Here is a 13,967-nt window from a genome sequence, read left to right as displayed (position 1 = left end):
ATGGGCACCTTCATTTTCTGGACCCAATATCACTCCTCGGGTGTGGTGATATGATCGGAACCGCCTTCATTTTGAGAAGGCAAAGGAGGTGGATCTTGAAAGCAATTTTGAGATCGGCCCTCCCACTGGCACCCCATGACCTGGAAGCCTCCTCAGGTCCGAAGCCATAGAGGGGCCTTAGAATTCTCTACGCGGTCGGAAGGACCGTGGTGGGTTATCGCAAATCTTCAAATACGCCACTCCCGCAGTGGCTTCGACCCTCTCAAGATCGCTTGCATAGCGCACACGTTAGGTTGCCCCAGGCAAAGCCGCCGACTCTTGGCGCGACGGGCTGACAGCCCAAGATCCTCGCTTTTCAGAGGCACTCAGCCCGGCGAGCTAGCAGCACTCCATCGGTCGGTCGACAACTCAACCAGCCCCTCAGCAGTCCCGACCAGAACGAGGTCCATCTCCTCGATCACGGTAATCGGTCCTGGATAGTCAAGGCCTTCCCACTGCCCAACTAGGCTGGCACCAGTGCCTCCCAGACGGAAGGCGAGAACCTTTCCGCGAGGCCAGCCCCAACCCGTCGAGACTAGAGCCATCTCATGGCGCTCGTGCCAGGCGACGTGGGTTAACCGGGTGGCACTCTCATACAGCACCTGGACGCGGCCCGAGTCGAGGTCTGCGACCAAAAGCCGGCCTCGGCCGTGGGGATAGACCCCGCCATCGACCATCAGGATGCTGCCGCCGGGTCCTCTGGACAGACTCACGAGATTGAAGCAGAGAGGAATCTCGACCGGGTAACTCAACTTCCTGCTCGCGAGATCGAGACGCACCAAAGCCCTGGCTTCGGTCAGAAGAACCGAGACTCCGGGCCGCTCGAGGAGCACTGACGTCGGCCAGGAGAGCACGCCCAACCCTCTCCCGAGAATCTCGCTGAGGGGAAGGCCGCTGAAGGACTTCCGGGCAAGCCGGGCCGACGCTCGTAGGAAGTTTAGTCGCGTCAGGGGACGAACGGTCTTTCCTGATTGATCGAGAGCCCAGAGTCGGCCTAGGCCAGCTTTTTCGCCGAGCTGAGCCGCACCAGGTAGTCTCTTCCCGGTTCGATATCGGTTCTCGACCACATAGAGCAGGCTCGCTGCTGGATCCCAAACCAATCCTCTCGGAGCGATCAGGTCTGTCTTGATGGTCTCCAAGGCTCCCGACTGAACGTCGACCTTCTGGAGCACCTTCGAAGTCCTCCCGAGGACCCAAAGACTCGGGGCCTGGTCCGTGGAACCGCGGGCCATGTGAGCTGCACCGGCGTCCAGGGGAACTCTCAGACGCCAAGTCCAGGTTCGCCCATTACTTCGGCTTCGAATGCTGGGCAAGGGATCCACGAGAGGTTCTCCCCGGAGCCACCGCTTCGACGCATCGTGAAGCCAACCGCTCATGAGGGCCTCCTCGAGGAAACCGTACTTCAGTGCTCCCTGCACAACCGGCTCGACACCGCAAACACCCACCCGGCCCTTGAGGTCCCTTGGGGCCTTCGGATCTGCAAACAGACGCCGGACGGCACCTTCCGGCCAGGGGTCGACCAACACCAGTCGTAGCTCGGAGTTGCTCGCAAGGGCTCCGAGAACGAGACTACGGATGTGTCGGTCTGCAAACCCGTAGCCCGCGGCTACCAGCAGCCTTGCCCCGGCGAAAACTTGCTGGGCGGCGAGGATGAGCGCTGGAAACGGTCCATCGGTCAGCGCCTTCTGAAGCGTCGGATAGATCATCATCGCTTCGTGAGTCATGCTCCTCGCCGAACCAAGCTTCAGCCCCACCGCCGGCTGCGATCCGCTGAGAACCCGACGGACCCCACTCCCAGACTGCTCGTACCAGGAGGCCGATCCATGAACCTTGAGCAGCCGCACTGCCTCCGGAGCACTCTTGGAGAGGAACGCCTCCGCCGTGAAGCGATGCACCGGCGAACCATCGGAGGGAAAGCCATCACCCCAGGGACGTCCCGATTTCTCGAGCAGCGACTCGATACACGTGTCGTAGTTCAGGGAAAGGATGTCGAGACCTGCCTCAGGATCGATGAAGTTCAGCAGTGGTCGAAGATAGCGAAGCCTGGCTCGCTTGTAGCCCAGGCAGCGCCTCTGCACGTATTTCTTGAGCTCCCAAGCGAGGAGCTCGCAGGCCCGGGAGGGAGAAGGAAACGTGCTCGGCAAGTAGACGGGCAACGTCAACTCCCTACCTCCCTCACCCCCGAGTAGCGTCAAGAGCTCGTAGAGCCGTTCGAGCCCCATCCTGCGAGGCAACGAAGAATCCGAGTCTGCGGCCTTCTCCCAGGCCTCTTCGAGGCGGATCAGCTCCCGCACCAGCAAGTCGTCTTGACCGCGGCGGTCTACGAGGTCGGCCTTGAACTCGTCTACGAATTGGAGAACGTTGGGGATACCAGCCGGCATGGACGCGCCGGCACCGAGGAGGAAAACGAGACCGCCACCGTGAGAAAGGTGGGGTGCCTTCCTGCCAAGCGTCATCGGCCCCTTCTCCCTTCCTCCCATAGTTGGCTCAGAGCGTCGTCAGGATGCCGAGGCTCCAACCGCCCACCCCTCCGACACCACCTCCGCCTGCTCCAGCACGGTCCGGGTCGCGGCTTCCTGCTGGTCGGGGGGATATTTGTACTTGCGGAGCAGACGCTTGACGATGACGCGGAGTTTGGCGCGGACGGTCTCGCGGACGGTCCAGTCGATGGTGACGTTCTTCTTGACGATCTCGACCAGCTCGCGGGCGATGGTGGCGAGGGTGGGCTCACCGAGGACTTCGACGGCGCTGTCGTTGGCGGACAGGGCGTCGTAGAAGGCCAGCTCGTCGTCGCTCAGGCCCAGGGCCTCGCCGCGGTGGCTGGCTTCGCGCATCTCCTGGGCCAGGCGGATCAGCTCTTCGATGACCACGGCGGTCTCGATGGAGCGGTTCTGGTAGCGGCGGATCGACTGTTCGAGCATCTCGGCAAAGGAGCGAGCCTGGACCACGTTGCGCCGCGCACGGCTCTGGATCTCACCTTGGAGGAGCTTGCGCAATGTCTCCACCGCCAGATTTCGTTGCGGCAAATCCCGCACCTCGGCGAGGAATTCATCCGAGAGAATCGACACGTCCGGCTTGTCGAGGCCGGCGGCGGCGAAGATATCGACCACCTCCTCCGAAGAGACCGCGCGGGAGACGATCTGGCGCACGGCGTGGTCGAGCTCCTCCTCGCTCCGGCTCACCTCCGGAGAGCTCTTGACCAAGGCGGCGCGCACCGCTTGGAAGAAGGCCACGTCGTCACGGATCCGTTCGGCCTCCTCGTTGGGAACCGAGAGCGCGAAGGCCTTGGTCAGCTCCGAAACCGTCCGCAGGAAGCGCTCCTTGCCGTCCTCCTGCGCGAGGATGTGCTCCTGGGCGGGACCGAGGAGAGAGAGCCGATCCCCAGCAGTCCCGGAGATCCAAGCGGTCCAGTCGAAGCCGTGGAAAAGGCCCCGGCAGACCTCCCACTTCTCGAGCATCACCGCGATGGCTTCTTCCTTGTCGAGGGCCGCCCTGCCGCGGCCGCCGGACTCGGTGTAGATGTGCAGCGCTTTCTTCAGCTCGTCGGCAATTCCCAGGTAGTCCACCACCAGCCCGCCGGGCTTGTCCTTGAACACGCGGTTGACCCGCGCGATGGCCTGCATCAGCCCGTGGCCGCGCATGGGCTTGTCGATGTACATGGTGTGCAAGCTCGGGGCGTCAAAGCCGGTGAGCCACATGTCGCGCACGAGGACGATCTTGAATGGGTCGCTAGGATCGCGGAAGCGTTTGGCCAGCGCTTCTCGCCGGCCTTTGCTGCGGATGTGGGGCTGCCAGTCCGCAGGATCGGCGGCGGAACCGGTCATCACCACCTTGAGCTCGCCGTGGGCGTCGTCGTCGTGGTGCCACTGGGGGCGGAGCTCCACCAGCCGTTGGTAGAGCTCGACACAGATCCGCCGGCTCATGCACACCACCATCGCCTTGCCTTCGAGGGTCTCCAGACGCTGCTCGAAGTGCTCCACCAGATCGCGGGCCACCACCTCCAGCCGCTGCTCGGAACCGACTAGGGCCTCCAGCTGCGCCCACTTGGATTTGAGCTTCTCTTTGCGTTCCAGCTCCTCGCCTTCGGTCACCTCCTCGAACCGGGGATCGATGACGGGGCGCTCGGCCTCCTCCAGCTCGAGCTTGGCCAGGCGGCTCTCGTAATAGATGGGAACCGTCGCACCATCGAGCACCGCGCGCTGGATGTCGTAGATGCTGATGTAGTCGCCGAAGACCGCGCGGGTGTTGGCGTCGGCGTGCTCGATGGGCGTTCCGGTGAAGGCGATGAAGGAGGCATGGGGCAAGGCGTCGCGCATGTGGCGGGCGAAACCGTCGATGAAGTCATACTGACTGCGGTGGGCTTCGTCGGCGAGGACGACGATGTTGCTGCGTTCCGAGAGCACCGGATGGCGGTCGCCTTTGGTTTCGGGGAAGAATTTCTGGATGGTGGTGAAGATCACGCCACCGGAAGCGACCTGGAGCTTGTCCCGCAGGTCGGCACGATCCGCCGCCTGCACCGGCGGCTGCCGTAGCAGATCCTTGCATCGTGCGAAGGTCGAGAAGAGCTGATCATCGAGGTCGTTGCGGTCGGTGAGCACCACCACCGTCGGGTTGCGCATTTCCGGATGGAGGATGATCCGCCCGGCGTAGAAGGCCATGGTCAGGCTCTTGCCCGAACCCTGGGTGTGCCAGACCACACCGACCCGCCGGTCCCCCGCCTCTCCGCCGGGCCGTCCGCCCGCTTCGTAGTGCCCCATGAGCTCGGCCACCTCGCCCGCGTCGCTCGCCGGCGCGGCCCGCAAGGTCTCCTCCACCGCGACGTTGACGGCGTGGTACTGGTGATACCCCGCCACCTTCTTGACGATCTGGCCGCCATCGTCGTCGAAGACGATGAAGTGGCGCAGCAGGAGCAGGAAGCGTTCGGGAGCGAAGACACCCTCCAGCATCACCTGCAGCTCGCTCACGGTCTCGGGAGCGAGCTCCTCCCCGCCGATGGTGCGCCAAGGCTTAAACCATTCCTTCCCCGCCCCCAGCGCCCCCATCCGCGCCGAGAGGCCGTCGGAGACGACGAGCACGGCGTTGAAGGTGAGGAGCGACGGGAGCTGTGCCTGGTAGGTCTGGAGCTGTTGATAGGCGCTCCACACCGTCGCCTTGGCGTCGGTCGCATTCTTGAGCTCGAAGACCGCCAGCGGCAGACCGTTGACAAAGATCACTACGTCCAGCCGCCGCTGTCTCTGGCCGTCCACGACGGTGAATTGGTTGACGACCAGGAAGTCGTTGTTGTCGGGGTCCTCGAAGTCGAAGACCTGCACTTGGTCACCGACAGTGGAGCCATCGGGACCGCGGTACTCCACGCTGACGCCGGCGACCAAGAGCCGATGGAGCGCGCGGTTGGCTTCGATCAGGGAGCCGGCTTCGACGGTGGTGAGCTGCCGAAACGCTTCCTCCAGGCCCTCCGCCGGGATGTCCGGATTGAGCCTGGCCAGGGCCTGACGCAACCGCCCGGCGAGCACCACGTCCCGGTAGCCCGGGTCGCTCCGCTCCGGAGCCGACGCACCCGCGGCGATCTCCGAGCCGTGGAGGACTTGGTAGTCGAGAGCCTCTAGCCAAACGAGAGCAGCGTCTTCAACGGTGGATTCGGTTAGAAGAGTCATAGTCTTCCTATTCACTAGCTACCACTCGAAGCTGAATCGAACAACCCCGTAAATAGAGCATACAATGCTTCATCGTGGGGTCTTTCGTACCAGATGGGATAGATATTCCGCTCGCTCAGAAAGCCCTCCCTCGATATTCGGACCTGCGAATCATCTGGCAAGCGCAGAAAAGCATAATGCCTTGGCATATTACTATCTTTCGACGCCACCTCAGCAACAAGCTCGACAGTTCTATCATTTCCAAGACTACAACCAATAAACAACAGATGATGAGTCCGATATAGAAGAGCTAGCTCATCCCGGATCAGTCCACCCTCAGCATAGGCATGGTCATACTCCTTTGTCTGCAACACACGACCTTCGGGATCACGGCAGGTCCCATGAAGCTTAAGAAGAAGGCTCTGACCCAAAGCCTTTATTGAGCGATACTTAGCAATACCTTGGCCTGCAAGCACGTGCTCGAAAGAGCAGCCGTTTAAAGAGTAGGCATACTCGAGCACATCATCTAGGTTTGTAGTTACAACCAGATCTGGGAAAATAGCCGGCAAGAGCCTCACAGGCCCAGAGATCTCCGCTGAAGCCTCGACTCTCAATTCGTGCTCGATCCTCTCGTTCAGCATATTGACGTTTGTGGATTCAGCAATCAGGTCCGCAGCTTTCTCAAAAGAGAAGTCTGCAATGAGCTCCTCCAGACTCACAGGGTCTACTGGGGTAAAGCCCGAGACCAAACGAAGCAAATGCGACCACGTCGGCAGACCGCTTGGCACCGACATCCCTGAACCAACCAGAGGAACAGCTTGACGGCGACTGACAGCCGCACTCAAATCCGCATATCTCTTCCTGTTCCCACTAATTGAGAGTATCTCTCCAAGCAAATCTCGCTGCGCTGGGAACCATGACTGGTCAAGCCATGCACTAAAATTCGACTCGTACGCCTCTTCGTCGCTACGCAAGGCTTCCACAGGAAAGAATTCCGTATCGCCAATAAACACACTATCCTCGATAATGGTCCCATCTCGGAATTGAAAAACCAATTGATCCTCGAAAATGGACCGTAGAATATCCCTCCCCATCGACCCTACAACACCTGCAGGTCGCCAGTAAAAATTTTATGCAAGAGCGAATCGTGCAGCTCATTTAGAGCAACACTCTCTCGACAACAGAGAACTATACGACCATACAAACTCCGCACCCTCCTATCGAAAGCATCCATGATCTCAGCCGGCGGCAGCACAATCGGCATGGAGCGAAAATTTCTCTTGCTAATTTCCAAAAATGTTGAACCATTTGCCCGACTAATGATTGTCGCCTTTGCAGCTCGGGCCCAAAAGAGAAGAAACAAATTCGACACCGCCCCCTTGGGCTCCATTGCGATAAAGCCCTGATTCACAGCAGTAGGATTCTCGGCTATAGCCAAGTACCCAATTGGAGCTCTCGAGGACAGGAGAACAGTACCCTTTGGTAGTAATCCTGAACCAATCTGCGAGAGTCCCTCATCGGAGATTCTTCTCGCGGTATCGAAAAGCACTGGAGCTGACAGTCCCGACAAGTCTTTTGGGGTCGCCCAAAGGTGGCCAGTTTCTTTCCAGAATCTCGGGATCTTCGTGCTCGGAGTACTCCCCCCAGAGACTTGGGCAATATTCTCAATCCGGCTGACGCTCCAATGCTTCGGAAGCTCCCCCAGCTCCGACTCCTCGAACGATTCCGGGAAGAGATCCGCAACCTCCGCAGGCAGTCCCGAGCCGCGGCCCTCCGACTTGGCCCGCACTGGATCAAAATCGATGAACCACGACTTGAAGAGCGCCCGCGCCATCGCCTCCAGGGTCTCGCTTATCCGGCGGTTGAGCTCGATCTTCTCGTGGAGGGTGCCGAGAATGTGGGCTATGGCACGCTGGTCCCGTAGAGGAGGAAACCTAATGATCATTCTGCGGGCCGCACCAACGTTAAAATGCTGTTGCACAGCGCCAACCAAACTAGCCCTTACGTGGTGAGAAGCTACAGAGTTGATGTACCCACAAAGGAATTGAGGGTCAAGGTTTTCCGCACATCGAATAATAACTAGGTCTGAGCAGTTGGCTACTGGAAGCGACTTCGGGATGACCGCACAGGCACCGGGTTTGCCAGTCCGCACGACCACAACGTCCCCGGGAACCAGCGACGACTTTCCTAAGTCTGAGTGGAATTCAGGAGGAATGAATTTCAGATCGCCCAGGTTGATCCTGAATGGCTCGACGTTCAGGGACCTCAAGAAAGGAATCCCCGCCTCAACATACCTAGATGCCATCCGACCAACATGGCCGACTGTGATCTCAGAGGCTAGGTCGTCCAGCGGAGCTTCTCGCCACTCACTCCCCATACCCAAGCCCCTCCAGATTCGCAGCAATCGCCGCATCCAACCGCGCAGCCTCAGCCTGCTGCTCCCGAAGCTCCGCCACCAGACGCTGCATCTTTTCTCCGAAGGGCTCGCCGTCGTCTTCTATCTCGGCGGCGCCGACGTAGCGGCCGGGGGTGAGGACGTGGTTGTGCTGGCGGATCTCCTCGAGATCGGCCGACTTGCAGAAGCCGGGCACGTCCTCGTACTCACCAGCCCCCTCATCGCCGCGCCAGGCGTGGTAGGTGCCCGCGATCTTGGCGATGTCGTCGTCGGTGAGCTCACGGTGGGTGCGATCCACTAACGAGCCCAGATCCCGGGCGTCGATGAACAGCGTCTCGTCGCGGCGGTCTCGGAAGCGGCCGTTCTTCTTCGAGCGCGCCAAGAACCACAAGCAGACCGGTATCTGGGTCGAATAGAAAAGCTGCCCGGGGAGCGCCACCATGCAGTCCACCAGGTCCGCCTCGACGATCTCCTCGCGAATCTTCCCCTCCCCCGACTGATTCGTCGACATCGAGCCGTTGGCGAGCACGAATCCGGCCATGCCCGTCGGCGCCAGGTGATAGATGAAATGCTGCACCCAGGCGAAGTTTGCATTCCCCGCCGGCGGCACGCCGAAGACCCAGCGCTTGTCTTCGCGGAGCAGCTCCCCGCGCCAATCGCTGTCGTTGAACGGCGGATTGGCCATTACGTAATCCGCCTTGAGGTCCGGGTGCCGGTCGTTGTGGAACGTGTCGCCGTGGGCCACCTGGCCCTCGATGCCGCGGATCGCCAGATTCATCATCGCCAGCCGCCACGTCGTGTAATTCGACTCCTGACCGTAGATCGAGATGTCGCCGATGCGGCCGCTGTGGGCCTCGATGAACTTCTCGCTCTGCACGAACATCCCGCCCGAGCCGCAGCAGGGGTCGTAGACCCGCCCCTTGTACGGTGCCAGCATCTCCACCAGCACGCGCACCACGTGGGACGGCGTGTAGAACTGCCCGCCGCGCTTGCCCTCGGCGCTGGCGAACTGCGACAGGAAATACTCATAGACCCTGCCCAGGGTGTCCTTGGCGCGATCCGCCGAGCTGCCGAGGGAGATATCGCTCACCAGATTGATCAGCTGCCCGAGGCGCTGCTTGTCGAGCCCAGGGCGGGCGTAGATCTTGGGCAACACGGACTTGAGCGTCGGGTTGTCGCGCTCGATGGCCGCCATCGCTTCGTCCACCAACTTGCCGATGATCGGCTGCGGCGCGTTCTCCTTGAGCTGCTGCCAACGCGCCTCCTTCGGCACCCAGAAGATGTTTTCCGCCCGATACTCGTCGGGGTCCTCCGGATCGGCTCCCTCGGCTCGCTGCTTCTCGAGCTCGGCATGCTTCGCCTCGAAGGCGTCGGAGATGTACTTGAGGAAGATCAGCCCCAGCACGACGTGCTTGTACTCCGCCGCATCCATGTTGTTGCGCAGCGCATCGGCAGCGGCCCAGAGCTTCGACTCGAAGCCCAGCGGCGAGCCGGAGCCTCCGTTCTCCCCCCGAGCCTTGCGCTGCTGCTTCCGAGGCTTCTTCGGTTGGCTGGAGGCTCCCGTATCCGCCCCCGGACCAGCGAGGAGCCGGTCGATAATCCGTGCCTTCTGGCGACCACTGTCGTCCAGCTCCACCGCCCGGCACATCGCCTTGAGCTCGTCCCGCTTCAGCTCCTCCAGGATCTCCCGAAAGGACACCGAGCCCTCCACCAACGCCTCCACATGCTGCGCGGCCACCCGCCGGTCACCCACGGACACTTCGAACTGCTCGCTCAACTCCGCCAACCGATCCCGGCCGAGCACGGCCAGAGCCTGTCGCTGAAAGTCCAGCGAGGGAACTTTGCTTGTCGTCATAGGGCGGGAGTTTAGCAGCCGGCGTGAACCGCGGGCGCACATCGAAAGAGACGAAGTCGGTTCCACCTTCCTCAGTTGAGCAGGGAAATCGGGAAAAGCCCGGGCCGCTGTCCCTGAAGTCGGCTCCGAGGGAACCCTAAGATGAAGGCACCCAGGGCAACACCGAGAAGGGCTCCATCAACTTCCACCATCACTATCTACCCAAAGTCCTCGGGAGATCAGACCGGACAGAACATCACCTGGTCTAGGTTGGATCGAAAGGCTAGTATCGAAAGCATCTATGTCGAAATGGTCCACAGTCTCCTGTCGTCAGTGCGGTGGTGACATCCCTGTGCACGCCGACTGGGACAGGATCCCGGAGTACCACAAGGAGTGTGCCTGGACCACTTCTTCGTGTGGCATCTGCGGCGGAACGATGAAGATTCATCGCGCCTGGGACCACCCGCCCACTGCGCACAAGGAATGCAAGGATCGCCAGGCCGCCAAGTGGAAGACGCGGTCGTGCAGACACTGCGGCGGTGAGCTCAAGTACCACGCCGATTGGGACAACATCCCCGAATATCACAAGGAATGTGCTTGGAAGACCGCATCGTGTGGCATCTGCGGTGGCGCGATGAAGATCCACCGAGCCTGGGATCACCCACCGACAGCCCACAAAGAGTGCAAGGCTCGCCAAGCGGCGAAATGGAAGACTCGCGCCTGCCGCCACTGCGGGAGAGAGCTCAAATACCACGTGGACTGGAGCAAGATCCCCGAGTACCACAAGGAATGTGCATGGAAGACTGCCCCCTGTGGGATCTGCGGCAAGCCTATGAAAATCCACCGCGGCTGGGATCACCCGCCAACAGCCCACAAGGAGTGCAAGGCCCGCCAGGCTGCGAAATGGAAGACCCGTTCCTGCCGCCACTGCGGGAGAGAGCTCAAATACCACGTGGATTGGAAGCGTATCCCCGAGTATCACAAGGAGTGCGCCTGGACGACTACACCTTGCCAGTCTTGCAGCACAGGCATCAAGACCCATCGGGCTTGGGACAACCCGCCTCGATTCTGCGACGGCTGCAAGAAGAAGTTCGCTCCCAAGCAGTCTTCCTGTAGCCACTGCGGCAAGAGCTTCCAGATTCCCACTGGCACGCAGATCAACTGCAAGAGCAAAGGCTGGGACCTACCGAAGCGGTGCCCCGACTGTCGCGAGCTCTTCAAGCACAAGCCGTTTCGAACGGTCCGGACGACCACCATCCTCGGCGAGACGGTCTTCAAGACCTACAACAGCCTCGGACAGCTCATCAGCGAGTCGAAGGACGAGAAGAACCTCTTCGGAGACGAAAGACGTCGCCACAAGAGCGCTACCGGCAAGACGACCGGTACGACAACTCGCGAGAAGGGATGGCTCGGCGACGAGTACACGCAGACGAAGGGCCCCGACGGGAAAGTCAAATCCCGGTCGCGACGTAAGAAGGATCTCTTCGGCGATGAATACACGGAGAGCGTTGGAGGCTCCTCCAAAACCAAGCATAAGACCCGTACCAAAAAGACAATCTTCGGCGACAAGTACCGCGAAACGAAATGATCCTCAGAGCCTCAGCTCAGATCGCTACCGGCATCCTGGCGGGGCGCTGGGCTTTCAGTGACAACCGAGGCCAGTAGACGCGCTGGCTGGTGAGGCGCCCTGGGATGGCGGCGGAATCGAGCCCACGTAGCTCAAGCGACTGACCGAATGGGCCTCTCCACCGACAAGGATTAGGAGGAAGTCAGAATGGACACGAGGTCTCGTCACGGGCTTGTGTGGAGCGTGCCGGCGATCTTCGCTTCCTCAACCATCCTCAACACTTGGATCTACACACAACAGGGCTACTTCCGACTCCCGAGCGGGATGGACTTCAGCCAGCACCACGGGGATGCCTCCGCTGCCGTGTTGGGGTTCTTCGTCGGGGCTCTAGCCTTCGGAGCGCAACTCTTCCTCTGGCACCTGTTTCTCCTCACGTATCCCTCGCGCCGATGGCACAAGCAAATACCTCCACTCGGAGGGCTCGAGCTTGGCGAATCACCATCCTTGGCGAAGACGGTTCAAGCCTTCTCCTTGAGTGCTTTCCTAGTGGTGCCGACTGCCGGCCTTGTTCATCTCTTCCTCGAAGTCTTCCGTACAGCGGTCGTGGAGCGCAGCTCGGGTACCCCCGTCACCGGGACAGGGGTACTTGCCCATCTCTTCACCGTAAAGCCCCTGACCTTTCGCTATAAATACACTCTCGGCGAAGCAGGCATTCAGTATTTTCCCTTCTGGGAATCTTGGCTGATCATGGCGCTCTTGGTCGGCGCAGTGGCGGCAGCAGCCCGCGTGGCCTTTCGCGTCTGGGCTGGCCCGAAACGAAGTACGTAGAGGGTGCGTGTTAGCGAATTAGCGTGACGTCGGCCCCGGAATCGAGCATAGCTTCCAGCAAGAGATGATCCCGGGTGGTCAGGAGACGCCCAAGCCGCAGCTCCGGGTCGCCCAGCTCGACCATCAGATCGCCCGTGGGTTGTTCGAGCTGAGCAACGATCATTGAACTCGCCTGCTCGATCATTGGTTGGAGATCGACCGCGGCCGCCTTGCGCAGCTCTTGCAGCAAGGTGCTCTCGAGGATCACCGACAGCGTGCTCCATAGCTTGTTGTCCAGCGCCCGAGTGAACACAAGATCGTCCGCGTAGAGACCGTCTCCAGAATCGTTGGCACGCGGCACGCCGGCAACATAGACCCAGCCATTGACGTCAAAGAGTCGGTCGGGGAGATCAACGCTTACCAGCGTCCCCACCACGAGCGATTCACCGCTGGGGTATATGCGGAGATTCTTTGCCTCGAGCACTGCCTCGCCCGCGGGAGTCGGGGACTGCCATTTTTTGCCCACAAGCTCCGCTCCGAGTCGGCGTTCGAGCTCGCTGTAAGAGAGGATCAACGGAACTCGTAAATGCACTGCGCTTTGGGTCGTATCGGTGCGTTGTAGTGGAGGCAAAGGGCTGGCTGTTCCTGGCTCCGCTTCGTCTCTGACCGAGATGTCGACTTCGAGCTCAGCCAGGAGCTCGGCCGCCTCCGCGTGGGTCTGAAGTCCCGAGTACGCCAAAGACTTCGACTCGACGTGGATGAAGAGTCGATCATCGCGACCGGGAAGGTCCACCGGATAGGCTCGGGGAGCCCAGACCTGCGCCAGCTGTCGCTGGATTTCGTCGCACTGAATCGACTTGGCAACCTCCTTACCCATCGACTGCACCTGCTCTCGCAGCGCGGATTCGACGAGGCTGTTGATGTGCACCCAGACTCCACCAACGATCTCGACTCGCGCACCCCGAGTCCATCGAAAGTCGGCCTTGACGGTCGGCTTCGGACACCAATTCTCGTCCAAAGCGAGATCGATATCGGCGAAGGCCACCAGATCGGCCTTGAAGTTCTTCCCGTCGAGATCGAGGATCTTGGCTCCATCCCCACGCAAACCTCCCTTCCCCCGGACCTTGATCGGGACCTCGACATGGATTCGATCATCGGAGGCGGCGCGCACAGCGATGGTGCCTCGTGTCGCATTGAAGGAGTACTTCGTCCCAGCGCAATGCTTGATTCCTAGAATTCTCTTGCAGACGTTCTTCCCATGACCTGAATCACTGAAATTCTTCGGAGCCTCCGCGTTGGCTCGCTGCTGCATAGCCTCGAAGGGCAGAGTCACGGCGATGGCAAGAGTGCTCGGCTCGACAGTGGCTTCACGAGCAGGAGCCAGCAGCTCCGGCTCCTCGGACAGCTCGCGGTCCCGTTGACCCAGCCAGCCCACACCGAGAGCGGTAGCCAGCAGCAGGATGACAAGGATCAGAATTCCCCGGTTGAGTCGACGCATGAGGCCTCCAGTCAGCATAAGAGTCTACGTTCAACTCTTGAGACGGACGCAGCAGAGCTCTTCCCGAAGCGCGAGAGATCTGCTTCTGGCTGCCTCGAACTGGCCGTTTTCCACCGGCCCCTGGTGGGGGGGGGGGGGGGGGGGGGGGGGGGGGGGGGGGGGGGGGGGGGGGGGGGGGGGGGGGGGGGGCGGGG

General features: G+C 61.0%; 8 protein-coding genes. 2 read left to right on the top strand and 6 right to left on the bottom strand.

Annotation, left to right across the window (positions count from 1 at the left end):
- Positions 1 to 365 precede the first annotated feature (365 nt).
- The 5 genes from SX243_01155 to SX243_01135 are packed head-to-tail and all read right to left on the bottom strand — an operon-like array spanning position 366 to position 9,715.
- Positions 366 to 2,495, bottom strand: coding sequence for an SIR2 family protein (locus tag SX243_01155; protein ID MDY7091558.1), 2,130 nt, complete (start codon positions 2,493 to 2,495; stop codon positions 366 to 368).
- Positions 2,496 to 2,537: 42 nt separating this feature from the next.
- The gene (locus tag SX243_01150) at positions 2,538 to 5,693 is read right to left on the bottom strand and encodes a type I restriction endonuclease subunit R (protein MDY7091557.1); all 3,156 of its coding nucleotides are present in this window, start codon (positions 5,691 to 5,693) and stop codon (positions 2,538 to 2,540) included.
- A gap of 14 nt (positions 5,694 to 5,707) precedes the next feature.
- A complete protein-coding gene (locus SX243_01145) occupies positions 5,708 to 6,727 on the bottom strand; it encodes an SIR2 family protein (protein ID MDY7091556.1) in 1,020 nt (339 codons plus the stop codon).
- Between the two features lie 44 nt (positions 6,728 to 6,771).
- Complete coding sequence (locus tag SX243_01140) at positions 6,772 to 8,049, bottom strand: restriction endonuclease subunit S (GenBank protein ID MDY7091555.1); 1,278 nt, start codon at positions 8,047 to 8,049, stop codon at positions 6,772 to 6,774.
- The gene (locus tag SX243_01135; GenBank protein ID MDY7091554.1) at positions 8,039 to 9,715 is read right to left on the bottom strand and encodes a class I SAM-dependent DNA methyltransferase; all 1,677 of its coding nucleotides are present in this window, start codon (positions 9,713 to 9,715) and stop codon (positions 8,039 to 8,041) included. The genes SX243_01140 and SX243_01135 overlap by 11 nt, the downstream gene beginning before the upstream one ends.
- A 538-nt stretch (positions 9,716 to 10,253) precedes the next feature.
- Here SX243_01135 and SX243_01130 point away from each other — a divergent pair.
- Positions 10,254 to 11,489, top strand: a complete 1,236-nt coding sequence (locus SX243_01130) for a hypothetical protein (protein ID MDY7091553.1) — start codon at positions 10,254 to 10,256, stop codon at positions 11,487 to 11,489.
- 186 nt (positions 11,490 to 11,675) lie between these two features.
- On the top strand, positions 11,676 to 12,296 hold the full coding sequence (locus SX243_01125) for a hypothetical protein (GenBank protein MDY7091552.1): 621 nt from the start codon (positions 11,676 to 11,678) through the stop codon (positions 12,294 to 12,296).
- A gap of 10 nt (positions 12,297 to 12,306) precedes the next feature.
- Here SX243_01125 and SX243_01120 read toward each other — a convergent pair whose 3' ends face one another.
- On the bottom strand, positions 12,307 to 13,773 hold the full coding sequence (locus tag SX243_01120) for a DUF4403 family protein (protein ID MDY7091551.1): 1,467 nt from the start codon (positions 13,771 to 13,773) through the stop codon (positions 12,307 to 12,309).
- Positions 13,774 to 13,967: the final 194 nt, after the last annotated feature.

It is taken from the genome of Acidobacteriota bacterium (genome assembly GCA_034211275.1).
In the GTDB taxonomy this organism is placed as follows: Bacteria; Acidobacteriota; Thermoanaerobaculia; order Multivoradales; family JAHZIX01; genus JAGQSE01.
This window is presented reverse-complemented; position numbering and strand designations above follow the sequence as displayed.

What these genes read in the sequence shown, in the direction of transcription:
- SX243_01155 (MDY7091558.1), bottom strand. Translation starts at nt 2,495, where the DNA reads ATGACGCTTGGCAGGAAGGCACCCCACCTTTCTCACGGTGGCGGTCTC.
- SX243_01150 (MDY7091557.1), bottom strand. Translation starts at nt 5,693, where the DNA reads ATGACTCTTCTAACCGAATCCACCGTTGAAGACGCTGCTCTCGTTTGG.
- SX243_01140 (MDY7091555.1), bottom strand. Translation starts at nt 8,049, where the DNA reads ATGGGGAGTGAGTGGCGAGAAGCTCCGCTGGACGACCTAGCCTCTGAG.
- SX243_01135 (MDY7091554.1), bottom strand. Translation starts at nt 9,715, where the DNA reads ATGTGCCGGGCGGTGGAGCTGGACGACAGTGGTCGCCAGAAGGCACGG.
- SX243_01125 (MDY7091552.1), top strand. Translation starts at nt 11,676, where the DNA reads ATGGACACGAGGTCTCGTCACGGGCTTGTGTGGAGCGTGCCGGCGATC.
- SX243_01120 (MDY7091551.1), bottom strand. Translation starts at nt 13,773, where the DNA reads ATGCGTCGACTCAACCGGGGAATTCTGATCCTTGTCATCCTGCTGCTG.